This window comes from Bacillus daqingensis, from assembly GCF_042654445.1.
In the GTDB taxonomy this organism is placed as follows: Bacteria; Bacillota; Bacilli; order Bacillales; family Salisediminibacteriaceae; genus Alkalicoccus; species Alkalicoccus luteus.
This window is the reverse complement of the sequence record NZ_JBHSGK010000003.1, coordinates 140,009-166,041: the sequence shown is the minus strand read 5'-3', so window position 1 is coordinate 166,041 and position 26,033 is coordinate 140,009. Positions and strand designations below refer to the sequence as shown.

The following is a 26,033-nucleotide window of genomic DNA, read 5'->3' as shown; positions in this document are numbered from 1 at the left end:
TCGGCAGACGCGCTGCCCTGCAAAAGACAGAAAGGCAGGTAACGTTTATTGCTGAATAAATTTGCGGAATTGACTACCAAACAGAAAACGCTCGTTGTCGTCGCTGCAGGTGTGACGATGTTTTTTGTAACATTTCTAATCGGTTTTTTGATCGGTACGTTTTATCTTAATTGAATCGCCCGGCGATTCTCATAATTATCGAGAAGACCGAGCATGTCATTCAATATTTTCTCCATTTCAACGAGATCTTCTCTCGTTACCACGGGATCATCTTCTGACCATCGTACCGTATAAATGAAATAATAGGCAGGGAAAGAGCGAAAAATAACGGTTGATTTCGGAAACTTGGAGAAAACGGCCTTTATCTGATATCTGCGGCCGTAGCTCCAGTCAAGCAGCTTCATGACGGACCAGCCACCTCTTTCTCAGTTTCTTTCCCTGATTAGCTTACCTCACGAACGTTCGTTCTGCAACCCTCTTCTTATTTCTGAAAGGTGTCCATCCAGTTGTCGAAGGCCTTCATCGCCTTTTCGAGAAATTCATTCGTTTTTTCGTCGTCCACCTTTCCACCGCTCAGCTTATTTGGAACACCGCCGATGTAAAGCTGCGGCTGCTGCATTGGATATGCGTTACAGGCTGCAAGCGTCTGGCGCAGATGTGCCTGGGCAAAGGCTGTTCCCTGCTGTGTTGGTGATGCTCCAGCAATCAGGACCGGCTTCTGGTCCAATGCGTTTTCAACTGTCATGCTGCCGGCCCAATCGAGTACATTTTTCAACACACCAGGCATGCTGGCTGAATACTCAGGCGTCACAATCCAGATACCGTCTGCCTGCTTCAACTGATCCTTAAATGATTGTACCGGGTCCGGCACTCCCTCCGATTCGATATCCGCATTGTACAGCGGTATCTCCTCAATTGATAGGACCGATACGTCAAAGTGAGACGGCGCTCGCTCCACCATGGTTTCCAGTACTTGCTTGTTGAATGACTCTTTACGCAGACTACCGCAGAACGCGGCGATTTTCTTTGTCATAATCGACACTCCCTCATTTGATTGATTGACAGGTTCATCCTTCAGACGTAAGATATGAACGTAATTGTTTTTGGTCTCGAAATAATAACCTTGCTCGAATTTCTATACCCTCTTTATACAAACCTTACGCATTAATTACACAGCATTCCTGGAAAAGAGCTGTTGGAGGAACCACTATGACTGATCAAACCCCTGCAGAGCTGACGCGCAGCCAGAAAAACCGGCTCGTTGTCATGCTCTGTGTCATTTTAACATTCACCGTTATGAATGGAACGATGTTTAACGTCGCGATCCCTGATATTGCCGAAGATTTCCAGCTGCTCCCCTCTCAGGTGACCTGGGTCATGACCGGGTACATTCTGGTCTTTGCAGTTGGCGCACTGATGTACGGAAAGCTTGCGGATATGTTTCCAATTAAACGAATTTTAACAGTCGGTATTATTTTATTTGCTGCCGGTGCTACACTCGGTTTATTTTCTCAGAACTATGCCATGCTGCTTGCCGCTCGAATCATTCAGGCAACTGGCGGTGCTACGATTCCCGCCCTCGCGTTTATTATCCCTGCTCGATTTATGCCGAAGGAACGCGGCCGCGTTTTTGGAACCGTGTCCGCTACGGTAGCATTTGCTTCCGGTCTTGGACCAATCACCGGAGGCTTGATTGGCGGAGCTTTTGACTGGCGCTATTTATTCATCTTGTCCATTCTTTCGCTTTTGACGCTGCCTTTTTTAAGAAAGTGGATCCCGGATGAAGAAACCCGTTCGGGCCGTATTGATTTCATCGGTGCACTGCTGATTGCGTCAGCTGTAGCGGGACTTCTCTTTTTTATTACGGCTTTCAGCCTGACAGGGCTCGCCTTTTTTGCCTTGGCAATGTTGTTATTTATTCTGCACATTAGGAGGCATCCTGCTCCTTTTATTGATCCGTCGATGCTGAAGGATAAGTATTACACGACGGCCGTAATGACAAGTTTTCTAGGTACGAGCGTAATGTTCGGCATGATTTTTATCGTTCCGATTATGGCAAGAGCTGTTTACGGGCTTTCGACAATCGAGATTGGTCTTCTGCTTTTCCCTGGCGCTCTCGGGGCAGCTGTCATTGGTCAGCGGGGCGGAAGGCTTGTTGAGTCAAGAGGAAGTTTTCCAGTCTTGCAGCTTGCCTTCCTGCTGGCTGTTGCAGGCAGCCTGCTGATTTCGATCTTTATCGGTATTCCGCCGTTTCTGCTGGCGCTATGTATTCTTGTTCAGTATGTCGCATTTCCGCTTATTCAAAGCTCCACTGCGAATTTGTTAACAGAGCTTGTACCGAAAGAAAAGACCGGTGTCGGGATCGGGATGTTCAACTTGATGAACTTTCTTTCAGGGGCTGTCTCCAGTGCTATATTCGGGGCGTTTCTCGATTTACAGGAAACCTCTTTGCAGCTGAACCCTATTGCAATATATGATGGGCTGGCACTTTACTCCAATTTGTTTTTAGCAATCAGTCTTACAGCAGTCGGTGCCCTGCTGTTGTTCACGAGGCAGTTTCGTAAACGAGAGCGACCCGCTCTATAGAAAGAGGATTCAGCGTGCATCATGGATGCCACCTGAATCCTCTTCGCACTTATATAACCAGCTGTCAGACAGAGGCATCGAATGTCGTACCTTTACGAAGCAGCTCTGCCTCGTGCCGTTTGGCAGCTTCCAATTTCCGTTCTTTAATCGACCGCTCCGCTGTCGCGGAAGGCGTGCGATTGCCGGCACCGGCACGCAGTTTGTGCGCGGCAATTCGTTCATACCTTTGAAAATAGCTGCCATACGGATTGCGATGTTCCATTACGTCTTGAAATGCGACTCGCGGGATGCCGTCCACCGTCAGCTGCTGCGGCTTCTGGAGAACCTGTCTTGCTGCGTAATTCATCGGCTGTTCATCCCGTACAAGTGGAATATAACCCATGATATCACCCCTTCTCCTTACTTACGTATTCCCAGCATTCTCTAAAAAGAAACCTATGTGCACGTCAAAAAACCGCCCTGATGTATACTCAGAGCGGTGAGACTGTAGACAAAGTCAATTAGCTTATATGTTGATTCATTTGGTGGTATTTCCCTTCCGCTTACCGAGCCTGCCGTGGACTTGCCTTCAGCTATTTTTCAGCGTGATCCCTTTTTGCAGGGAGAATGACGCGGGAGGATGGCGCGGCTTCACTCGTACACAGGCTTCTAACAAGAAGCCTTCAAGAGCCGGTCCGGCTCCGCTCGCGCTTGTCATGCCGTTCAAGTTCGAACGGCAATGAGGCTTCACTCGGACTCAGGCTTCTCACGAGATGCTTTCAAAAGCCAGTCAGACTCCGCTCGTGCGTTGATGCCGTTCGCAGAACTGAACGGCACGGCATCTTCAGACTGCTAGTTGCGCCTCCGTCGGACACATCTGGGAAACGGCTATGCTTCTTAGAGAACAACGTCACGACAGGCTAACGCGACTGCTTATCATACGTTTATCGTGAATTCGATGACGTAGTGGCATCTCTATGCAACATCGAAACGTTTCATCGGGAAGGTTCTATCCGTATAGAACTATATCTTGCAGTCATAACCAGGCACGTGAAACATGCTATCAGCTGCCGGCATCGGAGGGCCTCAACTCCAGGAGGATCAGAACGAGGTGAAGATCCAGCGCTTCCGACGGAAGAAGGGAAAGCCGAGCCCGCTCCCTCCGGAGAGCGAGCGTCTGCAGATACAGGCAGATGCAACGTTATTCACCTAAAAACACTTTATCGACACCCTGACCGCCCTGATCTATAATCAGAGCGGTTCTATTTGCTTAACGATCTGTCTGCTGTTACGTTAGTCCGATCGTGTGGTAACCTCCGTCGACGTGCAGCATTTCTCCTGTAATTCCGGAGGCCAGCCCGCTCATTAGAAACAGAGCTGTACTGCCCACTTCCTCTTGGGATACCGTGCGCTTAAGAGGGGCATGGTCTTCCATCTCCTTTAGTACTTCGTTAAAGCCGCCGATTCCTTTCGCAGAGAGTGTACGGATTGGTCCTGCCGAGATTGCATTGACACGAACGCCGTCCTTGCCCAGATCGTGAGCCAGGTATTTTACACTCGCATCCAGACTCGCTTTTGCTACACCCATGACGTTGTAGTTTTTCACGTAGCGCTCTCCACCGAGATACGTCAGCGTTACGATACTTGCATCCTCGGCCAAAAATGGTCTCGCGGCTTTTACAGCAGCCGTGAGGGAATATGCGCTGATATTCTGCGCCAGAAGAAAGCCGTCCCGCGTCGTGTTTAAATATTCGCCTTCCAGTTCTTCTTTGTTGGCAAACGCCACACAGTGCGCGATCCCATGAATCGCACCTGATTTTTCCCCGATTTGATGGAATGCTTTTTCTAAATCTTCATCGCTGGTCACGTCGCATGGCAGGACATAGTGGTCCCCCTCAAGCGTATCCGCCAACCCTTGAACTGTTTTCTCAAATCGTTCTCCGACGTATGTAAATACGAGAGATGCTCCAGCCTGATCCAATGCCCGTGCGATTCCCCAAGCAATGCTTCGTTTATTCGCCACGCCCATTACGACGTAGGTTCTATTTGAAAGATCGATTTGCATGATGATGGTTCCTCCCTTATTTGCACAACTGTTAGTATCTGGTCCTAATTTTAGCGTACTGCTTTCCTCCCGTCAATTCTTTCATGCTATAATTACAGCTGGAAAGGAGCTGACGGTTCAATGTACGATCTAATAGGTGACATTCATGGCTGCCGGCTGGAAATGCATCAGCTGATTCGACGGCTTGGCTACAGCTTATATAATGGAAAGGCAGTCCATCCGGACGGGCGGCGGCTCGTTTTCATTGGAGATCTGACGGACCGCGGCCCTGATTCAACAGGTGTTATTGAAGACGTTGCTTCATTCGTGTCACAAGGACACGTATATGTTCCAGGCAACCACTGTGACAAGCTGTACCGCTGGTTTTTAGGTCGAAACGTGAAAGTGCTGCACGGGTTGGAAACGACTACTGCCGAGGTTGCTGCGCTTTCAAAAGCGCAGCAGAAAGCCATCCGCGCTGCTTTTATGAAGCTTTACGAAGAAGCACCGCTTTATGAGGTGCTGGACCAAGGAGGTCTTGTCGCGGCTCACGCCGGCATTCGCTATGATGATATCGGTCTGAATAATAAGCGGATTAAATCATTCGTGCTTTACGGAGACACTACGGGAAAAGTGGATGCAGATGGCAAGCCCGAACGCCGGGACTGGGCAACCATTTATCCTCAAGGCAAAGCCTGGATCGTATACGGTCATACGCCTGTGGAGGCTCCTCGCTTCGTGGGACACACGGTTAATATTGATACCGGCTGTGTTTTTGGAGGCAGGCTCACCGCTTTTCGCTATCCGGAAATCGAGACGGTTTCCGTCGCTTCTTCTATGCCGCGTGTTGACGAAAAGTTCCGCACGTTCAAATGAGCTTTCTTTTCGCTTCGAAGGTGAGCATCTGATTCGTGTAAGGATGAGGAAACGCAATCATTCTGGCCTGCAGCGCGTGAACTGGCCTTCTGTCTGCTGAAGCGTAGAGCGACTCACCGGACAGTGGAAATCCGAGCCAGGCGAGATGCACGCGAATTTGATGCGTACGGCCGGTTTCCAGCTGCACAGCTAAACGGCTTTCGAAAGGCGACCGTGACAGGCAGGTCACGTGCGTCACAGCACATTTTCCGGAAGAAGAAACCTCCTGTTCAACGATGCTTCCAGCTCTCCGCCCAATCGGCGCATAAACAGATACGGATTCCCATGAAAAGCTGCCACGCACGACCGCTTCATACATGCGGTGAATGCTTCCGCTCTGTTGAGCAGCGGTCAAGATACTGTGCGCGTAGCGGTGCTTCGCGATCAACACCAGACCCGTCGTATCTCGGTCCAGTCTTGTCACAATATGAACTGTCCCCGGCCAGCCGCTTTCCTGGTAATATGCCAGCACAGCCCCTGCAAGTGACGGTTTCTGTCTGTCGGACATTGGGAGCACTGCAAGACCTGCTGGTTTCTCAATTAAAAGTACATGCTCATCTTCATAAATGACTTCAAGAGGTGCCATTACCGGCACAATGTTGGAGCTTGCTTCCTCCGGCGGAAATGTTACCTCGACTAAATCCGCTTCTGCGATCCTCGCGCGAACATCCACTGCTTTACTGTTAACACGCAGCCCTCCCCCCTCATATTTCACTTCAGCCAGCAGTTTTCTTGACACTTGCTTTTCGACACGAAGAAAATCGCGCAGCGTCATCCCTGCCTGCGACCGGGATACACGCCACGCGATGTGAATGGTATGGACCATTAAATAAACGACTCCTTAACTCTTTTCCAAAATGGGAATGGCCGGAAGCGCGCAAACCGGACTTTTTCATCCGCTACGCGAACTTGGATTGATTTCACTTTTTTCTGGACAAGCGTTAAATGGTCAACGGTCACTTGAAAATCAACGTCATTTTTAGGCTTAAGCAGACAGGTGTGATGCTCTGGCAGGACAACCGGTGAACCGATCGTCCGGTAAACGCGATTGTTAATTGATGCCATCTCGGAAAGCTGGATTGATGCAAGGGATGGATGAAGAATCGCTCCACCGAGCGCTTTGTTATACGCGGTGCTTCCAGAAGGCGTCGACATGCACAGCCCGTCGCCGCGAAAGGTTTCGAAATGATCCCCTTTGATCTCAATATCCATAACGAGCGAGCCCTCCATACTTTTCACCGTACATTCATTTAAAGCCAGATAGCGTTCATTTTCCAGATCGTTCGTATGTCGGATTAACACTTCCAGCAGCGGATACTCCACAATTTTAAACGGCGTTTTCGCAATATGAATGACGAGCTTCTCGATTTCATCGGGCTGCCAGTCCGCATAGAAGCCAAGATGACCGGTATGTACCCCTACAAAGCTCGTAGAATCGAGCCGGTGGGCATACTGGTGGAAGGCTTCCAGCAGTGTGCCGTCCCCGCCGATCGATATCACAATTTCCGGCTCGTCCTCATGGTAAACGAGTCCGAATTCCTCCAAATACGTTTTCACTTGCTGCGTTAGCACGTTGGATGAATGATCGCCGCGTGAGCGAACGTTAAAATTCATAGCGTACCGCCTTTCCCTATGGTTTCCGGCGTGAGGCTTCCTGCTGCTTCGTCATAATCTTTTGTGCTTCTTGTACCTCACCGCGGATTTTCGACATTTCTTCATCTAGCTGGAAGGCGGCTTCTGCTGCTTTTACGAGCCGCTGTTCAATCTCGTCCGGTATTTTTCCGGAATATTTATACTGCAGGGAATGTTCAATGGTAGCCCAGAAGTTCATGGCAAGCGTGCGGATCTGCAGTTCTACCAATGTATTCTTTTCGCCGCCCTCAATCGTCTGCACCGGATATTTTAATATCATGTGATACGAACGATAGCCGCTCCGCTTTTTGTTTTTAATGTAATCGCGCTGCTCCACAATAGAAAAGTCCGTTCGTGCTTTAATCAGTTCCACAATCGTATCGATATCGCCGACAAACTGGCACATGATGCGCACGCCACCGAGATCCTGCATATCCTCTTCCAGTCGATTTAACGGGATGTTTTTACGTTTCGCTTTTTCCAGAATGCTGGATACCGGTTTAACGCGCCCGGTTACAAATTCAATTGGCGTATGTTTAGATGTCAGCTGATACTGATCCCGGATACCTTTCAGCTTGATCTTTAACTCCTCGACCGCCTGTTTATAGGGCGTGAGCAGCACATCCCAATCCATCATTGCGATCAGTCCTCCCCGCTGTTCAGCTCAAAGATTTCGTCTGCTTTATCGACGAATTCCTTCCCGTAGTTCTGATTGCCTTTAATATTGTCCAGCAGAAAATCAAGCTCTTCCCAGAAGGCCGTCAGTTCAACAGGTTTCAGCACTGTCTGCACGAACATAGGCTTTGCGGAGGCCCGGTATGTATGCAGCTGCTGCCAGGCGGATTCTTCAAAGCGCAGATGGATAAATTCATCTCCGTGAGCGAGCAAATAAACAAATGCAGCTCCGTCTGAATCTACAAGCATGCGTCCTTCCGGCTCCAGTCCCTGAAACGGAAGCGTCACATCTCCTTTTGCTAACAAGTTTGCTTCTTCTTCGTGAATGGTCTTTACAATAATCATGCGTCCGCTCCTTCTACCAATGCTTTTCCGCTTTCCATATTATCTGTTATTCCCTTATTTGTAAACGAAGAAACGGTCTGCTGCATCGTCCTTTGGCTCATTGCCACAGCTCTTTCTCTATGGAACAATAGAGAAAACAGATGCATATAAAGGAGACATACAATGCCTCAGGAAATGGAAATTGAATTTAAACAGCTGCTGACGAACAGCCTTTTTGAAAAGATGATCCGTCACTATGAAATGCCCACGCCATTTCGTCAGGAAAATCATTATTTCGAGACTGAGGACATGGCATTGCGGGAGAAAGGAGCCGCTCTGCGAGTGCGAGTAAAAGACAACAGCCTGGAGTTTACGCTGAAGCAGCCTTCCGGAGAAGGATTGCTTGAAACCAATCAGTCTATAACATATGACGCGTTTGAAGCATTCAAGGCTGACGGAAGGCTTCCAAAAGGTGAAACCGCTGATCAGCTCAGGTCGTTTCTCGGATATGAACCCTCGCTCAACTGGCTCGGAAGTTTAGTAACAGAGCGAATGGAAAAAAAGGTGCCCGAGGGACTCCTTGTGTTCGATAAATCCACCTATGCCGGGGTAACTGATTACGAGCTGGAATTCGAATCAGCCAGCTACGAGGAAGGTAAAGTTTTTTTCGAAAATCTTCTGTCAGAATGGAAACTTTCCTGGAATACACCCGATAATAAAATAAGAAGGTTTTACCGGGCCGCCTACGAGCAGTCCTAAAGTGAAAAGGAGATGACTGCACGATGTTCCTGCCGCCAATTATGAACGATATATTTTCCCGCCGTATTTTCCCGCCAAATGAATCAACTGCTGCTTCCGGACAATTTCAATCGATGCTGGAGCAAGAGATGTTTAAATCTTTTGAAGAGCTGGCACGCGAGCGCTCAGGGGCTATGCAGCAGCTTGCTGCCGCCGCTCCCGTCATTCCGGTTCAGCAGGCACCTTCATCAACACCCCGTTCCCAGGACAGCTCTATCAACACGCTCATTCAGCAGGCTGCTGATAAACATGGAGTCAATCCGGCGCTGATCCATGCGGTAATAAAGCACGAGTCCAATTACAAAACGGATGCTGTAAGCCACGCAGGCGCCCGCGGTTTGATGCAGCTGATGCCGGCAACCGCCCGCTCTCTTGGAGTAGCTGACAGCTTTGATCCAGAGCAAAATATCGAGGGAGGCACACGCTATCTGCGTGACATGCTCCGCCGCTATGACGGCAATGAGTCCCTCGCGCTTGCTGCTTATAACGCAGGGCCCGGCAACGTGGATAAATACGGTGGCATTCCGCCGTTTCGAGAAACACAGGCTTACGTACCAAAAGTGATGGCCAGCTACCGTTCAGGCAGCAGCTACGCATAATAGAGACCAGCATTTCTGTCCGCTTCGGCAGAAGATGCTGGTTTTTTACGCCTTATTGCTTGCACCGCTGTCGATAGGACGTTAACATAAGCAGTCGGGGCAGCGCTTCTTTCCGCAATTGTCATAAATAGTTCACATTTGTTGCTGGAATTCGGAAGCCCTGCTACAATAACGATACGTTCGATAAAGAGGGTTTTTACCATGAATCAAGCTAACAGTGCCTTTGAGGCAATCGGCGAAGAACGCCTTCACCGCCTTATCGATATATTTTATGGTCATGTTGCTGAGCATCCGGATTTGAAAGATATTTTTCCGGATGACCTCACAGAAACACGCCGGAAGCAAAAGCAGTTTCTGACACAGTTTTTTGGCGGTCCCGCTCTTTATACAGAAGAGCATGGACATCCGATGCTGAGAGCCAGACACATGCCATTTGTCATTACACCTGAGCGTGCAGATGCTTGGCTTTCCTGCATGGGACAGGCGCTGGTTGAAGCTGACGTCGAAGAGCCTCTGCGCTCTTATCTATTTGAACGGCTCCAGCAGACCGCCCGCCATATGGTGAACACAGTGGATGCTTCATCCAGGGGGGATCATTCATGACAACAAAGAACCGGACTTACGTATGTGAGGAAGAATCGGGACAATGCTGCCCACAGGAGCTTTCCTCCATTTATGAAAACGGCAGTGCAGCTGCCGACATGGAAGTGTATGTATTTATCGATCCGCTCTGCCCGGAATGCTGGGCGCTTGAGCCGGCTATAAAAAAGCTGAAAATGGAATACGGCAGGTATTTAAAGCTTAATCTGGTGCTTGCCAATAATCTGGAGCCGCTTCACTCGTCCTGCGGGTCCAAGCACCGGTCTCTTATGAAAGAAATGGCGCAGGCTTATAATGAAACAGGCTGCCGCACCGGCATGCCGTGTGACGGAGACGTGTGGTATGAGAATCCCGCACCTGCTCCATATGATGCTATGGCTGCCATTAAGGCTGCCGGCCTGCAGGGAAAAGTAATTGGTGCCAAGTATTTAAGGAGAGTCCGTGAAGCATTGTTTCTTCATAAAGAAAACATCGCTGATCAGCAAGTACTCATTAATTGCGCGATGCGTGTTTCCGGAATGGACGTAGACGAATTTGTTCGTGACCTTCATTCCGACACGACCAAGAAAGCACTCGACAATGACCGGAAGACGGCGGAAGAAATGGATATCCGTTCTACTCCTACGATCGTCTTTTTTAATGAAGATGTCGATGAGCCCGGCCTGAAGGTTGAAGGTGCGTACCGGTACGAGATTTATGAAGAACTGCTCCGGGAAATGTCCGCACAGAAACTTGAGAAATGCCCGCCGATTCCGCTTGAAGAATTTGTATCCTTTTACTCGCTGGTTGCGACTAAAGAAATTGCGGTTGTCTATGATATGAAACTGGAAGAAGCACACCGCGAAATGAAAAAACTGCAGCTGCAGCAAATAGTAGAAGAAATTCCAACAAAACACGGATCCATCTGGCGTTCATTGGCGTCATCAACGTGACGGATTCAACTGTTTGAAAAAGAGAGCGGTTCCTGCGCGAGGAACCGCTCTCTTCTTCATTGCATGCCTGTATTCTTCTCCATATTTTTGAGACGGAGCGGCCGCCCTGCATAGTCTCAAGGCGGCTGGGGTGTCCGTATAACTAGCCACTCATTAAAGCGACTTCAGTTGCTCTTCAAATTCATCGAGAACTGATTCAAATACGTTCAGTGCCTGCTGGATCGGTTCTGCGGAGGTCATATCTACTCCAGCATGCTTCAGCACCTCGATCGGATAATCTGAATTACCAGCTTTCAGGAAATCGGTAAATCGCTTCACTGCAGGCTCTCCTTCATCGAGAATCTGCTGAGCGAGTGCTGTTGCAGCACTATACCCGGTCGCATACTGATAGACGTAGAAATTCATGTAGAAATGAGGAATACGCTGCCATTCAAATGCGATATCTTCATCAATCACGAGCTCATCGCCGAAATACTTTATGTTCAAGTCATAATACAACGTGTTTAAAAGATCTGCTGTAAGCGGCGTCCCTGCTTCTGCTTTTTCGTGAATCAGCTGTTCAAATTCTGCAAACATCGTCTGACGGAATACGGTTGCTCGGAACCCTTCTAAAAAGTTATTCAACAAGTAAAGCCTGCGACGAGTATCCGTTTCTCGATCAAGCAAATATCGATTCAGCAGTGCTTCATTCGTTGTAGAAGCAACCTCTGCAACGAAAATCGAATAATTAGCATACGGATAAGGCTGGTGCTCCCTCGTATAGTAGCTGTGCACAGAATGACCAAATTCGTGTGCGAGAGTAAACAAGTTGTTAATGTCGTTTTGCCAGTTCATGAGAATATATGGCTTTGTGCCAAACGTGCCTGAGGAATAAGCACCGCTCCGCTTGCCTTTATTCTCTTCCACATCGACCCAGCGATTTGAAAGTCCATCTTTTACTATTTCCTGATACTCCTCACCCATTGCTCCAAGTCCGTTAACCATCAGCTCTTTGGCTTCGTCATAGGAAACAGAGAAATCAACATCCTGAATCATTGGCGTATAAAGGTCGTACATATGCATTTCTTCAAGCTTCAGCACTTTCTTTCTGACTGCTACATAACGGTGTAGCAGCGGAAGGTTTTTATTGATCGTATCTACAAGCTGATCATATACGACTTCCGGAATGTGGTTCGCTGACAGAGCAGCCTGTCTTGCACTCTCATAGTTTCGCACATCGGCGGAAAGCAGGTGCTTCTTTACTTCTCCGCTGAGCGTACTGGCAAATGTATGATGAAACTTTTTATAGGTGCTGTACATCGCCTGAAACGCATCCCGTCTCACTCTGCGGTCCTGGCTCTGCAGCATTCCGACAAAACGCCCCTGCGTTACTTCAACCATGTTGCCATCCTCGTCTTCTACCTCTGGAAAACGCAGATCCGCATTGTTCAGCATGCTGAACGTATTGGAAGATGCACCAGATACATCACTGAACCGTGCCATCAATGCTTCTTCCTTCTCAGAAAGGACGTGCGGCCGCTTTTTGTTAAGCCGCTCCAACGCGTGTTCATAAAGCTGCAGTTCCGGCTCTTCCTGCAGGAACTGCTTCAGTTTTTCCTCTGGCATTGCGAGAATCTCAGGCGTCACATACGAAGACTGCTGTCCAAACTGCACGAGCAGCTGACGTGCTTTTTCATTCAGTCCCTGATAATGCGCATTCGTCGTGTCTTCATCGTAGCGCATCCGCGCATATACAAAGAGCTTTCCTAGTCTGATGGAAAGCGTATCCTCTGTCTGCAGTGCCTCGTACAGCAGGCTGCCGGATTCGGCGAGTTTTCCTTGATAAGAGGCTACTTGAGGCAGCTCCTGCTTCAACTGCTCAAACTCTGCTTCCCATTCGTCATCACTTGCAAAAATGTCTTCCAGATCCCACGTGCGTTCTTTCGGTATTTCACTGCGTACCGGCAATTCCGTTTTACTCATGAATATGTACCCTCCAATTATCAATCTGTGTACTTCTTCCATCGTAATATGAATAGTACTAATTATCAATTATTTTTGTACACGAAAGAACTTTGCTGGGCGACGTAGCTGTCATCCATAAAAAGCTGTTCGGTTGTTTTGTTAAAGGTAATCGGATGCTTGACCGTAAAAACCCCTGGATATCGCTGCGTCAAAACACCCCAATCGGCCAAATAGCTGAAGTAAACAAGGACAATCGACCGAATATGAAATCGATCCATCGGCTGCAAAAAGCTGTGACACTTCAGCAGTATAAGCTCACAAGCACCTGTCAGCCTTACCGATACTCCCTCGTTTCGCAGCAGCTTTACGTGCAGCAGCGACTGCCAGACTTCAGGCGGAATCGATAACGCACCACTCCCCGGGAAAGGAACTCTCGCCAGTGCTGGATAGGCGTGAGGTGGAAGCTGAAAGACAGCCATCAGTTCGCGGAGCAGAACGGCGGGCGGATCGGTCTGCTTAAATCGTGTCATGCGATGGGAAATAGCGTTTTTGCTCCAGCTGCTTCGTAAAGCTCTGTTAAATTCCCCGTTATCGGTGGTGGCTCGAGTCATTAAAAACCATTCTGGAGACTGGTTATAGATACGAAACGACGTAACATCCACAGTCCATCGGGCACGGCTGATCGACGCACAGCCTCCATAGCAGAACAGTTGACCGGTTTGCGGACAGAGCGTCCAGTAATGAAAGGATGCTGCATGACACAACGCGCCGCGTTTTACCACAGATACGGCCTGCCGCTGCACGCCTGTTTTCACGTTTTCCGGCATGAGAATCCAAATTAACTCTGCTCCAGCTCGTTCGTAGTCAAGCTTCCTTTCTGTCATCTCTTTCTGTGAAATGGCAGAAGACTGACATTCAAACACGTAGGTTTTTCCCGCAGATGCCACATACACATCTGCCCTTCTGCCCGCTGACGGCAGATAATACTCCAAAGCAACAAACAGCTGCTGATCTGAGAACAGCTCAAACAGCTTTGTTTTTGCAGCACGGTGCCAGCGGCTCTCCCCGCTTGCGCGGCAGCTGCGGATATGAGCGAAATGAGGACGGACCTTTGAGCCAGTCTTTAAGAGGACAGGTTGATCACAGTCCGGGCACCGATAGGCACTTTTATTCGTAAGCTTTGATGCGGTCAGACTGTGTATTAAAGAGCGATCTGAGCACCTGGCAGTATACAGAACGTTCACCTCTCTCCAATTTTTGTAAGTATACCACAATGGGGAACGTACGTTCAAATCACGGAAACAAAAAAGCAGAGGAACAATGTCCTCTGCCTTTTGATTAAAATTAAAATTGGCCGCGAATGACGCTGAGCGCATTTTGATCAGCAATACGATTTCCGTATTCATGAATGCGGTGGATCGTTGTGTCTGATTCATAACCGTACTCGAGAATGCGGCTAAGCATGTTGTCCTGTTCATCGTCCGAATACGATTCGTCGATTGATACATAAATGAAGTACGTATTCTCAAAATGATAAAGACTTGTTGAAATGTCATCATCAAATACTTTACTTAACGAAATAACATCCTCGAAATCTCTGAAGCCGACGACGACGTTAAGCGAATGGTCTTTGGCAATTTCATTGGCTTCATCATTAGCAAACTGCTGATCAAGCATATCGACAATATTTTTATCCACGCTGTCCTCCCCTTCATCTTCAACCGGAATTTCGAGCTTTACGTTTCCATCATTAATTTGGCCGCGTGTTACAATTACTTCAAGTCCTTTATCTAATGCATGAACCTGAACCCATAGCGGGCCGTTCATTTCAAATTTCTCCTGATCGCTTACTTCGTTCATCATTTCAAAGAAAAGCTCTTCGCCGCGTTCACGGCTATACCAGATCTCCTCTTTATCGAATCCACGACGCTCAATATCGTGATACGTAATATAAAACTTAATAGTCGTATCATTAATGCGTTCTATTTCCATAAAAGTCTCACCCTTTCGCGAGAATACGCTGACGATGTCTTTGGGTTATATTAACTTAACATTCTATTCCCGAATCCTGCAAGTGTCAATCATGATCTGCTTACTCCTATTCTAGATGATAAAGACGGGAAATGAAATAACTCTGCTCGTTTTTTTCAAACTATTTATCAGAAAATTCCAACTTATCCCGTTTTCCGGCTGTCGTTGCGTAAATAAGGAAAAAAGTGATGCGCATCAGCAGCATCACTCTCTGAAAGTTATTCGTTTACGAGGCGCTTCGTTGCTTCTTGAAGCTGGAATGTACGAACCTTTCTAGGAAGAAAGCGTCGAATTTCCGCTTCGTTATACCCAACTTGAATTCGTTTTTCATCAAGGATAATCGGTCGTCGAAGTAAGCCAGGATGATCGCTGATCAGCTGGAACAGTTCTTGAAGCGGCATAGCATCCATTTCAACATCAAGCTCTTGAAAAACTTTAGAACGTGTCGAGATTATTTCATCAGTGCCGTCCTCCGTCATTCGAACAACCTGTTTCACCTCTTCAACCGACAGAGGCTCTGAGAATATATTTCTTTCTTCAAATGGGATATCGTGCTCTTCCAACCATGCTTTAGCCTTTCGGCAGGACGTGCAGCTCGGTGATGTAAATAGCGTGACCATACGGCTGAATCCCCTTTCACAAGAAATAATGTATACCACTACCATCGATCGCTTAATTATAATTATTATTATACAACATTGCTTACAAATTATCAATGCCTTCTAAAAAACTTGTACAAAATCCTTACAAAAGCTTGATTATAAGCTCACATATGTCTAATAACCTTTTTGTTCAATGGTTAAACTACTTTTTATAAACAAATTTATGTGAATGGCGCTCTGCCTCACAGCAGGAGCAGAGCGAGCTATTACTAGCTGGCGGTCCCAGAAGGTTAAGCTCATACATGATTGTACAATCAATCATTACGCTCATTCTATCACATTTTCAGTTACGAAAAAACGTTATCAATTAGATAAATGTCAAAAATGATCAAAACAGGATTCTCTTCATTAGAATACGATTAAAGCATAGAAAAGTTTCACTACCCTCATTCAATAGAAAAAGAACCGGCATTTGCCGGTTCTTCTCGGTCCCCAATCAGGAAGCAAGCGGCCTGGATTGGGAGACAGGCTGCTTCTTTGGAATTTTATTTACTTCTTCCAGTTTACGTTTAAGAAGATCTCTCCAAAGAAGCTTTTTCCTGCTTTTGCGACGGGATTTGTTTCCCTTCATGATCCACACTCCTTCCCGTGTTATGACAGCGGTCAGTGTGCTATATGCTTCAGAAATCAGGAGGCCGGTTCTTCACCGCTTCCTTCTTCCTTATTTATTTCCCGGTAGACGAGTGCCTTGTCTACTTCTTCGTAAGGTTCTCCATACAGCTCGACATCCTTATACGTATGAATGTTTTCATACGTATGCTTCATTTTGTTGTAGATGCTTTCTTCAGATTCATTTTCCGGCGTCCAATACAGGATTTCCATTGTATTCACTTCACCGGTCGCGAGCGAGCGCCTTGAATAACCGATTGATTTCGCATGCTGAAAGCCTTCGCGCCGGTAAAACCGCTGACGCTTTTCAGTATCCGTATCGTCATAGTCAACAGGCTCAACTTCTAAAATGATTGGCTTGCTGCGTTGTTTTAAATCGTCGAGCAGCTTCTTGCCAATCCCTTTTCCTCTTGCCTTTTTAGACACAAACAAATAATCGATGAACGTAAAATCTTCCATTTCTACATACATCATGACGTGATACTCATCTTCACTTTTCTTATAAATATCTTGTTTCTCTTTCAGAAGCAGTTCCATGTGTTCTCTAGATTTCATTTCTTCGTCGGGAAAGTATTTGTTCAGTTTTTCGTACCAGTGCATGAAACCCCTCCTTCGGCTGTTTCACTTTCTCATCTTATTATATAACGGTTTTCCTTGAACGGAAAGGGCAGATAAGCGGATTCTCCCCTCACAATTCGCTTTGACAGGCTGTTTCGTACAGCTTTCTATTCTGAGCCTCGGATTCCTGCCTCGATTCCGTTCAAACGAACGCGCATTTATGCTTCATAAAAAAGCCGCTCAGCAAATAAACTGAGCGGCGGGCAAACTAGTGAACGTTATTCGTTTTCATCACCGAGATCTTCATCTTCCTCTACATCCCAGTCATCGTCTTCCTCATCGACTCCTTCATCAGGTGCTTCACTGTCTTCTTCGTAGTCCTCTTGAGCTTCTTCATCTAACTCACCTTGGTTTAAATCCTCTGGATCAAGTCCGAGCAGATAATCCACCCCTTCTGAATAGCGGTTGCCTGCGTTCCAGAGCAGGAACTCGTAAATTTCATTATCATAAATCGCCTGAATCTGCGCTTCAACTTCATCTTTGCCGTAATTCAGATAGTTCCCGGACCCTAAATAAGAGGCGGTGAAATCCTGCAGCCACGGACGGGATACGGGCGGATCTTCCAGGTTGGACATCACTTCATTTTCTGCCTGAGAATATCGGTTCATCAGCTCGTACGGGTACAGATCCGGGTGGCCTTCATCAAACCCAAAATCCCCCTGCTGCCAATGGCTTGGATACGGCATAGAAGAAATAATATCAACGTTTTCTGCAATTCGGGAGAAGTTCTGACCGATGCCAGGTGCATTTTCAACTGTTACCGTGTAGCCGAAAATATCGACAGAAACGTCTACATCGTACTCCTGCAGCTCTTCATAGGCATACTCGACGAAGTCAGAGACGGCATCGACACGGGCGCCGATATTATCATCTTCTGGACGATCTGTGTAGTTGCCAGTATCATATTCGAGGTTCTCATCTCTTGTTTCAAACCCTTCAGGGAAACGGACGTAGTCAAATTGAATTTCCTGGAAGCCCATTTCAGCGGCCATGCGCGCTACTTCCAAGTTATAGTCCCACACTTCCTCCAAGAAAGGATTTACAAATTTATCTCCGCGGGGATTGGCCCACACGTTCCCGTTTTCGATAAAGGACAGCTCCGGCTGGGCATCAGCCAGCTGGGAATCCTTAAAGACAACGATTCTCGCAATCGGATAAATCTCGTTCTCCTCGAGCTTCTCCATCATTTCTTCCGGATCACCGATCATTGGCTGAGAGATATCGACGTAGGGATTGCCTTCCTCGGGCTCGAAGGTAATGTAGCCGTCGTCCTCCTTCACGTCGATGACCATTGAGTTTAAATCTGTTTCATTTACGAGCTCTATCAGCTCGTCGAACCTCGTTGGGTGGCCTGCAATGTGACCTGTAACAAAAATACCGCGTACGGCATCCGGATAATCGAAGTGGTAGCCTGAATCAAATGTATATCGCGCCACACGGTCAGGCCATTGCCGTTCTGCTAGTACGATCGTTTTACCATTATGCGCATGCGCTGTGAGCATTTCACTGTTTTCTTCTTCTGCCAAAGCCTGTCCTGAGAATCCGCCTGCTGCAAGGGCGGCTCCGGCCGCGTACAATTTCCAGTGTTTCATATATGTAAAACCCGCTTTCTTCCATTATATTTGTATGTGCTTGGTAAATTATACTATGAATTCCCGCTTCAACCAATGATTTATCTGCAATTCCTGAAAATTCATGCTGATGGAACCATTCCGCAAATGTATAAACAGACTTATTGACTTTTCTGTGCGTATTCCGTACTATTGTAAAAATACCCTTTTAAAGGAGGCGATGTAAGATGAGCCGTGTAACACTGCTAGATTTATTCTCTCATCCCGATGTTCAAAAATACGTGAAACGTTCCGGACTCGCTCATGCGGTGGCATGTGCTTATCATGCATACCGTCTGGCACCGGAATACGGAACTAATACAGCGCTTGCTGTAAAGGCTGCTTTTCTCCATGATATCGGCCATTATACGTGGTACCGGGACGGCGAATGGGATTACGAGCTATACCGCCGCAATGATATTCACGCGATTAAAGGTGCTGAGCGCGCGCACCGTATTTTAATTGAGCTTGGCGAAGACCCTGGTGACGCAAAGCGGATTTCACTTGCCGTTCTATTACACACGGATTCGTTTTTACCGGAGCAATCGATCCGCAGGGAGCCGCTTCAGGAAGTAGTTGCTGCTGCTGATGAAGCTGATGAAGAACCCGGTGGGCTTCACCATTACCGCCACATCAGTGACCGCGAAGCTTCGCACCGGCTGCGGCAGCTCGATATACTGCTTCAATCTTCTTCCTTATCGGAACAGGCAACTGCAGCGAATTAATCCGTTGCGGTTTTTTTCTTTTCGTGCTATGATTCCTTTAATTAAGAAGGGGAGTAGCGACCAACAGGTCTGCAGATCGTCATGACAGTGCCGCGGCACTCGGTCTGCAGAGCGCTCAAACGGCGTACGCGAGACCTTTTTATACAGCGGGTGTGCTGTGTAAAAAGGTCTCTTTTTTTATGCCCACCCGCTCTCATTTTAGAAAGCGAGGGAATGTTCATGATCTATATCCTGTTTATCGCAGCTGCCATTATCACGGTCATCACAGCCGTGAAGCTCTCCACGTATGCAGATGTCATTGGGGAACGAACGAAATTGGGAGGAATGATGGCTGGGGTGCTCCTTCTTGCCGGAGCTACTTCCCTTCCTGAAGTGACCACCAGTATTACAGCAATTGTTGTCAACAATCCGGATATTGCTGTCAGCAACGTTTTCGGCTCTAATTTATTTAATTTGTTTATCCTCGCAGCCGTCGATTTAGTTTACCGGCGAAAGCGAATTCTGCAGGCAGCGGATTCCTCTCATTTGTCAACTGCCGTTCTAAGTATTGTCATGACCGCTTCGATGGCTGCAGTGATGGTCTTCCCAATAGGATTCAGTGTTTTAGGCATTGGCGTTGAAATGCTGCTGCTCGCCTTTTTATATGCCGGCGGAATGATTGTTATTTCACGGGCAGGAAGCAACTTAACACCGCTGTCAGCAGACGAACCGGAGCCGCAGCATAATGCTATTTCCCTTCGTCATGCGAAGCGCGGCTTTGCTGTTGCGGCAGTCATCATATTAGCCGCTGGATCCGCACTGTCCGTAACCGGCGATTTGATCGCACAGGCTACCGGCATCAGTTCGAGCTTTGTCGGTGCTTTTCTCATTGCAGGCGCTACGTCACTGCCGGAGCTTGTCACCGTGATCGTTGCGATACAGCTTGCCAATCACAGCATGGCGCTTGGAAACATACTAGGGTCTAACGTCTTTAATATGCTGATTTTAATTATCATTGATGCCGTTTACCGCGGCGGCCCGGTTTTGAGCATCGTCTCTCCCGCCGTTCTCGCAGCTGCTGCGGGTGTTCTGATCTTGAACGCAGTCGTCATCGGTGCGGTAATGATGGTTAACAGGAAAAAACCGGCTGCTGTTTACAGCCTGCCTTCCATGCTCGTCATCTTAGTTTATTTTCTAAGCAGCTACGCGATATTCAGCTTTAGTTAACGAATCAGCGTAAAGCCGCCGGCCTAAGAGAGGACCGGCGGCTTTTTAAAGTTTATGACGCTATTCTGCTTTTCGCTGAGCCTCCATTTGAGGAGCTTCGGGAGACTGCCTTTCTGCTACTTTATCCATTAATACAGCAATAGCCCCGTCACCTGTAACGTTTGCTCCAGTTCCAAAGCTGTCCTGCGCAAAATACAGGGCGATCATCATTCCCATCGCTGCTTCTGAGAAGCCGAGCATGGTAGTCAATACACCGAGCGCTGCAAAGATCGCACCTCCAGGGACACCCGGGGCTGCCACCATAATAACACCAAGTGCGAGGATGACTGGCAGCATGGTCAGAAAGCCTGGAACCGTATAACCATCCAGGACAGCCATGACTGCGACCGCACAGCTGACGATCGTGATCACACTGCCGGAAAGATGAATCGTGGCGCTGAGCGGAATGCTGAAGTTTGCCACCGCTTCACTAACGCGATTCTGCTTCGTCTGCCGGAGTGTCACCGGAATGGTCGCCGCGGAGCTCATTGTACCAAGCGCTGTCACGTATGCCGGCAGCATGGTTTTGATAAGAGTAAAGGGATTCTGGCCTGTTGCCACCCCGGCGGCGGTATACTGAAGGGTAATCCAAATCCAGTGTGTCGCAATCGCAACCGCAAGCACGATTCCAAACACTTGCAGTGTTTCAAGCACCGTGCCCTCTGCTGCCATATCTGCAAATATCCCGGCAATGTAAAACGGAAGAACCGGAATAATTGCGATGTAAATCACTTTCTCAATAACCGATTTTCCTTCGTCAAAAACCGTCTTCAAACCATCCAGTTTAAGCGCCGCTATCGCAATACCAAAAATAAAGGCGAGCACCAGCGCTGTCAGGATATCCATGAACGGTGTAAGCTCAAAGCTGAAAAATGCTTCAGGCGCAGCCCCCTCCTCCGGCGGCTGCCGCTCGCTCGTTACAAACGGCATGATGGCTACAGCGACAAAAAATGCCATGATCCCTGCCGTAATCGTAGATAGATAAGCCGTTCCTACGGTTGCGCCAACGAGCTTAGAAGAACCTTTTCCAATGCTTGCAATCCCGGATCCGATAAAGAAGAGAATGATCAGCGGGATAACAAAGTTAATCCACTCTCCAAACATACCAGTGAACGTCACAAGTGACCGGATGAGCCAGTCGATTCCGGACAGACCGACCACTACCCCCGCTGCGATACCGATAAGCAGTTTCAAAATCAGCTTCATACTGTTTTCCTCCCCCGTACTGTCTCTGTGTCATAAACAAATGTATCTCTCACAGGTTCTATAGTGCCAATAACCGATCACGATTGCAACGGTTTGCTTAATAGTCGGAATGTTCGGTTTATAATCGGCATATAAAGCCTTGCAACGCGTCGTATGCTTTTATATACTGAATAACAGATAACCAAAAGGCGATGAGAAAGAGAAGTAGCATCGGCCCTTCGTGCCCAGAGAGCCTGCGTATGGTGAAAGCAGGAGACGAAGCTGATGTGAATGGACTTTCGAGCCGGACGCTGAACGCTACCCCAGTAGGCGCTCCCGGGCTTCTCCCCCGATATCAAGGAGAACCTTTTCCGCTTGATGCGAAGAAGGCTTGAGAGACAGCTCCTGTGAAGTAGCTGATCATAAGGGTGGTATCGCGGTCCATTCGTCCCTGTTTTTAGGGATGAGTGGGCCTTTTTGGTGTCTTACTAAACGAAACAGGGAAGGAAGATTCGATGACAAAAACGATTTTTTCAGGTATTCAGCCAAGTGGCACCTTAACACTGGGGAATTATTTAGGCGCGATGAAAAATTTTGTGGATATGCAGGATGACTACCACTGCTATTTCTGCATCGTGGACCAGCATGCCATTACCGTACCTCAAAAGAAAAATGAACTTAAAAGGAATATTCGCAGCCTGGCTGCCCTCTACTTAGCTTCTGGAATTTCTCAAGACAAGTCGACGCTCTTTATTCAGTCAGAGGTGCCGGCGCATGCTCAACTGGGCTGGATGATGCAATGCATTGCCTATATCGGCGAGCTGGAACGAATGACGCAGTTCAAAGATAAATCTGATGGGAAAGAGGCCGTTTCTTCTGCACTTTTGACGTATCCACCGCTGATGGCCGCAGATATATTACTTTACGGCACGGACATCGTCCCTGTCGGTGAAGATCAAAAGCAGCACTTGGAACTGACCCGTGATCTGGCTCACCGTTTCAACACGCGCTATAATGATATTTTTACGATTCCGGAAGTGCGCATCCCGAAGGTTGGCGCCCGCATTATGAGCCTGAACGATCCGACAAAAAAAATGAGCAAGTCGAACCCTAAGCCGAAAAGCTATATTTCAATGCTGGATGATCCGGAAACCATCCGCAAGAAAATGCGCAGCGCGGTTACCGATTCTGAGGGAGGAGTTTACGCCGATGCGGAAAACAAACCTGGGGTGACCAACCTGCTGACAATTTACTCGCTATGCTCAGGAGAATCGGTCGAATCATTGACGGAACGCTACCGTGATTCAGAGTACGGGCCATTCAAGGAAGATGTAGCGGAGGCTGTTGTATCCGTGCTGGAACCGATTCAAAAACGGTATGAGGAGCTGATGGCTTCCGAGGAACTGGATGCCATTTTAGATCAAGGAGCCGATCAGGCTGATCGTGCTGCAAAGAAGATGCTTGCAAAAGCAGAGCGCGCTATGGGACTGGGCCGAGGCCGCAGATCCTGAATAATCCCTCACGATGCTTCTTAACAGAACGAGACCTCACAGGGTTCCGAGCAGAGCCATGCCGTAACAAGCTGTGTTTTACCTGAAATAGCAAGGAAGGCAGGCTCGAAAAATCCTGCTCTTCAGCCTTTTCATCAGGAAGTTGAAACAGGCCAGCTGAGTAATTCAGCTGGCCTGTTTCCTATACTGCTAGTTTCCGGCTTTCTCTGCGTGGTCGAGCAGGCGCTGCTCATGCACGTAGATTGCGGCCTGTGTGCGGTCTTCCAGCTCCAGCTTCTGTAAAATATGACTGACGTGGGTTTTTACTGTTTTGATGCCTATAAAAAGCGATTGAGACATCTCCTGATTCGTTTTGCCGCGTCCGAGCTCAAGCAGCACTTCCATCTCCCTCTTCGTCAGCTCATTGTGCTTCGCCTTTGAACGGCGCCGCATCCCTTCCACCATCCGTGATGTCACGGATGACGTAAAAACGGCTTCCCCCTTTCCTGCACTGCGGACTGCTGCTGCTATTTCCTCTGCCGTTGACGTTTTCAATAAATAGCTGAACGCTCCTGCTTCGAGCACCGGGTAAAGCATCTCATCGTCTAAAAAGCTCGTCAAAACGATTACTTTAGGCGGGCGATGAAGCTTTTGCAGTTCAGCAGTAGCCTCAATCCCGTTCATCGTTTCCATTTGCAGATCCATGAGAACGACGTCAGGCTCAAGTGCCTTTACCTGTGCAAGTGCTTCTTTTCCGTTTCTCGCTTCCCCTGCAACCTCAAGACCCTCTTCCATCGATAAGTATGTGGAAAGACCGAGCCTCACCATATCATGGTCATCTACAAGCAATAATCGAATCGTCACATCACTGCACTCCTCTCAACCGGCAGGCGGAATTCCAAACGCGTTCCTTTACCCGGCCTTGATATAATTGTCATATGGCCTCCCAACTCCACCATACGTTCCTTCATCGTCATCAGCCCGTAGCTGGTTGATTTTACAGCTTCCGGGTCGAACCCGCTGCCATCGTCGGTTAATACAATCATCGTTTTCGCTGAACCAGCAGCTGCACTAAGCTTCACGTGTTCTGGTTTCCCGTGTCTTAACGCGTTGGATATCCCTTCCTGGAGCACGCGGAAAATGTGTTCTTCCACTCCTTTTGAGCACTCTGGAATCCCAGACGTATCGGCCTGAAAGGTAATTCGTTCATGTTTGGCATCAAGCTCCTGAAACAGCTGATCAACCGCCTCTTTTAACGGCTTTCCGTCCAGTGTGACCGGTCGGAGCTGCATGATCAGCGCTCTTAGCTCCTGCTGGGATTCCTGAACCATCGCTGTGACCTGTCTGGCCACGTAAGCGGCTTTTTTCGGCGCCTGTTCGATAAGCTTCGGCATTGCACTCATTGACATCGAAACAGCGAACAGCTGCTGACTGACCGAATCATGAAGCTCTCTCGCGAGCCGGCGCCTTTCTTCCTGGCCGGCTCCCCGTTCCCGCTCTTCGAGAAGCGATGCATTTTCATCCAGCACCCTTTTTAACGAGGCTACCTGCTGCTCATCATCCTCAATCATATCTGTTACCTCCTGCATCAGTCTGCCAAGTTCATCGCCCTCTGTTTCAGGAAAGGTATTTTTCGCTCCTCGTCGTCGCTGCTTTACCGCTGCTAAATACTGAAGCATTCTTCTTTTCTCCGTTCGAACCTGCTGATAGTGAAAAAATGCTGCCGGCAGAATAAAGGCCATTCCTGCAGCGAGGACGATCGGCAGCAGGTCCATCTCAATGCCAATCAGCAGCATCATGCTCGTAAATAGCAGTGTGCCGGCCGCAGCCGCCTTAAGCTGTACCTGGAGAGCGGACCAAAGCAGTCCGGATGGCTTTCGTTTCTGTTCGACTTCAGCCAACCTGAATCACCTCCAGATCACCAAGTCCGACTGCAACGTGGAGCATAAGCCGCCTCTCTGCCTCTTGAAAGCCTTCGCTTACGAATGAGACTGTCCGACCGGACCCTGCTTGAGAATCATGGAAAATCGTTATCTCCCCCAACTTTACGGCTCCGCGCACGGAAATGGCCATCCCTTCTGGCACTTGAATTTCCACACTTCCAACACCGCAGCTGATGTGCATCACGTTATCGCCTTCATGCAAAATGGCTTTGGAGAAATCTATTTCCACACTGCCTACTCCCATTTGCAGCCGTCTGTCCGCGGGCTCCCACGGCTGACGACCGATCGACATATCACCAAGCGCGGTTTTCTCAGCGCCACCTGAAAATCCATCGAACGAACCGAAGGGCCCTTCTGCTTTTTTCTTCTTTTTCTTCTTAGGCTTTTCTCCTGGTTCTTGTCCGGGCTCCCACTTTACAACTGGCGTCGTGTCCCGGTCAAAAAACAATTTAAATCCGGCATAAAATAAGAACAGCGGCCACGTCCAATTCCACACATCCTGAATGCTGTAGCTGCCTGGTGCATACTGGTTGTATCCGACTGCAGCTGCTGCAGAAATGGTCCACAGACCAAAAAGAAGCAGTCCGATATGACGCCTGTCCCTTTTAAAAGAGCGGATCATCGCGAAAAAGCCCTCTCCCGTCCATTTCAGCCCGAGCAGCGCAAGGACCACCGCTGCGCCGAAAAAGAAAATTCGATCCACACCAAGCGTGATCCATCCGCTGTTAACCGCTAAAAATACGGCACCTGCCGCAAGCAGGAGCAGTCCGACCGTTTTTCTCATCGTCTTCATCCCCTATCAATGATTTCCTAATACTTACATTATAAGCGACAGCAGGCGTCATGCCTATCACCTGACGGCGGTTTCTTTCTCCGTCTTCAGACCG

The 26,033-nt window shown here is 48.3% G+C and carries 29 protein-coding genes and 1 other annotated feature; of the genes, 10 read left to right on the top strand and 19 right to left on the bottom strand.

What is annotated here, in order from left to right:
• Positions 1–48: 48 nt before the first annotated feature.
• Positions 49–174 carry a hypothetical protein gene (locus ACFO4L_RS02055; RefSeq protein ID WP_377907985.1) on the top strand — a complete coding sequence of 42 codons (126 nt, stop codon included), beginning with the start codon at positions 49–51 and terminating at the stop codon, positions 172–174.
• Here the strand turns inward: ACFO4L_RS02055 and ACFO4L_RS02050 are convergent.
• Both ACFO4L_RS02050 and ACFO4L_RS02045 read right to left on the bottom strand, forming a co-directional pair.
• Entirely contained in the window at positions 162–404 is a 243-nt protein-coding gene (locus ACFO4L_RS02050) for a hypothetical protein (RefSeq protein WP_377907984.1), read from the bottom strand. The genes ACFO4L_RS02055 and ACFO4L_RS02050 overlap by 13 nt on opposite strands.
• Before the next feature lie 77 nt (positions 405–481).
• Positions 482–1,033, bottom strand: coding sequence for an NADPH-dependent FMN reductase (locus ACFO4L_RS02045; RefSeq protein WP_377907983.1), 552 nt, complete (start codon positions 1,031–1,033; stop codon positions 482–484).
• A 176-nt stretch (positions 1,034–1,209) separates the two neighbouring features.
• Here ACFO4L_RS02045 and ACFO4L_RS02040 point away from each other — a divergent pair, with 176 nt between their 5' ends.
• Entirely contained in the window at positions 1,210–2,586 is a 1,377-nt protein-coding gene (locus ACFO4L_RS02040) for an MFS transporter (protein WP_377907982.1), read from the top strand.
• Positions 2,587–2,650: 64 nt separating this feature from the next.
• Here ACFO4L_RS02040 and ACFO4L_RS02035 read toward each other — a convergent pair whose 3' ends face one another.
• The gene (locus ACFO4L_RS02035) at positions 2,651–2,968 is read right to left on the bottom strand and encodes a hypothetical protein (RefSeq protein WP_377907981.1); all 318 of its coding nucleotides are present in this window, start codon (positions 2,966–2,968) and stop codon (positions 2,651–2,653) included.
• A gap of 885 nt (positions 2,969–3,853) precedes the next feature.
• Positions 3,854–4,630 carry an enoyl-ACP reductase FabI gene (gene fabI, locus ACFO4L_RS02030; RefSeq protein ID WP_377907980.1) on the bottom strand — a complete coding sequence of 259 codons (777 nt, stop codon included), beginning with the start codon at positions 4,628–4,630 and terminating at the stop codon, positions 3,854–3,856.
• Positions 4,631–4,750: 120 nt separating this feature from the next.
• Here fabI and prpE point away from each other — a divergent pair, with 120 nt between their 5' ends.
• Positions 4,751–5,485, top strand: a complete 735-nt coding sequence (prpE, locus tag ACFO4L_RS02025) for a bis(5'-nucleosyl)-tetraphosphatase PrpE (protein WP_377907979.1) — start codon at positions 4,751–4,753, stop codon at positions 5,483–5,485.
• Here prpE and ACFO4L_RS02020 read toward each other — a convergent pair.
• The 4 genes from ACFO4L_RS02020 to ACFO4L_RS02005 are packed head-to-tail and all read right to left on the bottom strand — an operon-like array spanning position 5,478 to position 8,176.
• On the bottom strand, positions 5,478–6,350 hold the full coding sequence (locus ACFO4L_RS02020; protein WP_377907978.1) for an RluA family pseudouridine synthase: 873 nt from the start codon (positions 6,348–6,350) through the stop codon (positions 5,478–5,480). The two genes, prpE and ACFO4L_RS02020, sit on opposite strands and share 8 nt — an antisense overlap.
• Complete coding sequence (locus tag ACFO4L_RS02015; protein ID WP_377907977.1) at positions 6,350–7,138, bottom strand: NAD kinase; 789 nt, start codon at positions 7,136–7,138, stop codon at positions 6,350–6,352. The genes ACFO4L_RS02020 and ACFO4L_RS02015 overlap by 1 nt, the downstream gene beginning before the upstream one ends.
• A 16-nt stretch (positions 7,139–7,154) precedes the next feature.
• The gene (yjbM, locus tag ACFO4L_RS02010) at positions 7,155–7,793 is read right to left on the bottom strand and encodes a GTP diphosphokinase (protein WP_377907976.1); all 639 of its coding nucleotides are present in this window, start codon (positions 7,791–7,793) and stop codon (positions 7,155–7,157) included.
• A gap of 5 nt (positions 7,794–7,798) precedes the next feature.
• A complete protein-coding gene (locus tag ACFO4L_RS02005) occupies positions 7,799–8,176 on the bottom strand; it encodes a UPF0738 family protein (protein ID WP_377907975.1) in 378 nt (125 codons plus the stop codon).
• A 162-nt stretch (positions 8,177–8,338) separates the two neighbouring features.
• On the opposite strand from ACFO4L_RS02005, the gene ACFO4L_RS02000 reads away from it, so the two are divergent.
• The 4 genes from ACFO4L_RS02000 (at position 8,339) to ACFO4L_RS01985 (ending at position 11,084) form a co-directional block, all read left to right on the top strand.
• Positions 8,339–8,914, top strand: coding sequence for a CYTH domain-containing protein (locus ACFO4L_RS02000; protein WP_377907974.1), 576 nt, complete (start codon positions 8,339–8,341; stop codon positions 8,912–8,914).
• Between the two features lie 23 nt (positions 8,915–8,937).
• Entirely contained in the window at positions 8,938–9,552 is a 615-nt protein-coding gene (locus ACFO4L_RS01995; protein WP_377907973.1) for a lytic transglycosylase domain-containing protein, read from the top strand.
• Between the two features lie 201 nt (positions 9,553–9,753).
• Positions 9,754–10,155 (top strand): globin domain-containing protein, encoded by a 402-nt coding sequence (locus ACFO4L_RS01990; protein WP_377907972.1) that lies wholly within the window; start codon positions 9,754–9,756, stop codon positions 10,153–10,155.
• Complete coding sequence (locus ACFO4L_RS01985; RefSeq protein ID WP_377907971.1) at positions 10,152–11,084, top strand: ClpXP adapter SpxH family protein; 933 nt, start codon at positions 10,152–10,154, stop codon at positions 11,082–11,084. Before ACFO4L_RS01990 ends, ACFO4L_RS01985 begins: the two co-directional genes overlap by 4 nt.
• 153 nt (positions 11,085–11,237) lie before the next feature.
• On the opposite strand, the gene pepF is transcribed toward ACFO4L_RS01985, so the two are convergent.
• The 7 genes from pepF to ACFO4L_RS01950 all read right to left on the bottom strand — a co-directional run bounded on the left by pepF (position 11,238) and on the right by ACFO4L_RS01950 (position 18,540).
• Positions 11,238–13,046, bottom strand: a complete 1,809-nt coding sequence (gene pepF / locus ACFO4L_RS01980; RefSeq protein WP_377907970.1) for an oligoendopeptidase F — start codon at positions 13,044–13,046, stop codon at positions 11,238–11,240.
• Between the two features lie 65 nt (positions 13,047–13,111).
• Positions 13,112–14,404, bottom strand: coding sequence for a competence protein CoiA (locus ACFO4L_RS01975; protein WP_377908552.1), 1,293 nt, complete (start codon positions 14,402–14,404; stop codon positions 13,112–13,114).
• Positions 14,373–15,020 carry an adaptor protein MecA gene (gene mecA / locus ACFO4L_RS01970; RefSeq protein WP_377907969.1) on the bottom strand — a complete coding sequence of 216 codons (648 nt, stop codon included), beginning with the start codon at positions 15,018–15,020 and terminating at the stop codon, positions 14,373–14,375. The genes ACFO4L_RS01975 and mecA overlap by 32 nt, the downstream gene beginning before the upstream one ends.
• Before the next feature lie 257 nt (positions 15,021–15,277).
• Entirely contained in the window at positions 15,278–15,679 is a 402-nt protein-coding gene (gene spxA / locus ACFO4L_RS01965; protein ID WP_377907968.1) for a transcriptional regulator SpxA, read from the bottom strand.
• Positions 15,680–16,157: 478 nt separating this feature from the next.
• Positions 16,158–16,292: a hypothetical protein gene (locus ACFO4L_RS01960; protein ID WP_377907967.1), complete on the bottom strand. Its 135-nt coding sequence runs from the start codon at positions 16,290–16,292 to the stop codon at positions 16,158–16,160.
• A 56-nt stretch (positions 16,293–16,348) separates the two neighbouring features.
• On the bottom strand, positions 16,349–16,930 hold the full coding sequence (locus ACFO4L_RS01955; RefSeq protein WP_377907966.1) for a GNAT family N-acetyltransferase: 582 nt from the start codon (positions 16,928–16,930) through the stop codon (positions 16,349–16,351).
• A 236-nt stretch (positions 16,931–17,166) separates the two neighbouring features.
• Positions 17,167–18,540, bottom strand: coding sequence for a putative glycoside hydrolase (locus ACFO4L_RS01950; protein ID WP_377907965.1), 1,374 nt, complete (start codon positions 18,538–18,540; stop codon positions 17,167–17,169).
• A 206-nt stretch (positions 18,541–18,746) separates the two neighbouring features.
• On the opposite strand from ACFO4L_RS01950, the gene ACFO4L_RS01945 reads away from it, so the two are divergent.
• Together ACFO4L_RS01945 and ACFO4L_RS01940 are read left to right on the top strand one after the other, a co-directional pair.
• Positions 18,747–19,283: an HD domain-containing protein gene (locus ACFO4L_RS01945; protein ID WP_377907964.1), complete on the top strand. Its 537-nt coding sequence runs from the start codon at positions 18,747–18,749 to the stop codon at positions 19,281–19,283.
• A 213-nt stretch (positions 19,284–19,496) separates the two neighbouring features.
• Positions 19,497–20,489 carry a sodium:calcium antiporter gene (locus ACFO4L_RS01940; RefSeq protein ID WP_377907963.1) on the top strand — a complete coding sequence of 331 codons (993 nt, stop codon included), beginning with the start codon at positions 19,497–19,499 and terminating at the stop codon, positions 20,487–20,489.
• Between the two features lie 60 nt (positions 20,490–20,549).
• Here the strand turns inward: ACFO4L_RS01940 and ACFO4L_RS01935 are convergent, their stop codons facing one another.
• Entirely contained in the window at positions 20,550–21,734 is a 1,185-nt protein-coding gene (locus ACFO4L_RS01935) for a dicarboxylate/amino acid:cation symporter (RefSeq protein WP_377907962.1), read from the bottom strand.
• Positions 21,735–21,916: 182 nt separating this feature from the next.
• Positions 21,917–22,169 (top strand) — a binding site (T-box leader).
• Between the two features lie 59 nt (positions 22,170–22,228).
• Between ACFO4L_RS01935 and trpS the strand changes: the two genes are divergently transcribed.
• A complete protein-coding gene (gene trpS, locus ACFO4L_RS01930) occupies positions 22,229–23,224 on the top strand; it encodes a tryptophan--tRNA ligase (RefSeq protein ID WP_377907961.1) in 996 nt (331 codons plus the stop codon).
• 189 nt (positions 23,225–23,413) lie between these two features.
• Here trpS and ACFO4L_RS01925 read toward each other — a convergent pair whose 3' ends face one another.
• The 3 genes from ACFO4L_RS01925 to liaF are packed head-to-tail and all read right to left on the bottom strand — an operon-like array spanning position 23,414 to position 25,930.
• Positions 23,414–24,067 carry a response regulator transcription factor gene (locus ACFO4L_RS01925; RefSeq protein WP_377907960.1) on the bottom strand — a complete coding sequence of 218 codons (654 nt, stop codon included), beginning with the start codon at positions 24,065–24,067 and terminating at the stop codon, positions 23,414–23,416.
• Positions 24,064–25,104, bottom strand: a complete 1,041-nt coding sequence (locus tag ACFO4L_RS01920; protein WP_377907959.1) for a sensor histidine kinase — start codon at positions 25,102–25,104, stop codon at positions 24,064–24,066. The genes ACFO4L_RS01925 and ACFO4L_RS01920 overlap by 4 nt, the downstream gene beginning before the upstream one ends.
• Positions 25,097–25,930 (bottom strand): cell wall-active antibiotics response protein LiaF, encoded by an 834-nt coding sequence (gene liaF, locus ACFO4L_RS01915; RefSeq protein ID WP_377907958.1) that lies wholly within the window; start codon positions 25,928–25,930, stop codon positions 25,097–25,099. Before liaF ends, ACFO4L_RS01920 begins: the two co-directional genes overlap by 8 nt.
• Between the last annotated feature and the right edge of the window lie 103 nt (positions 25,931–26,033).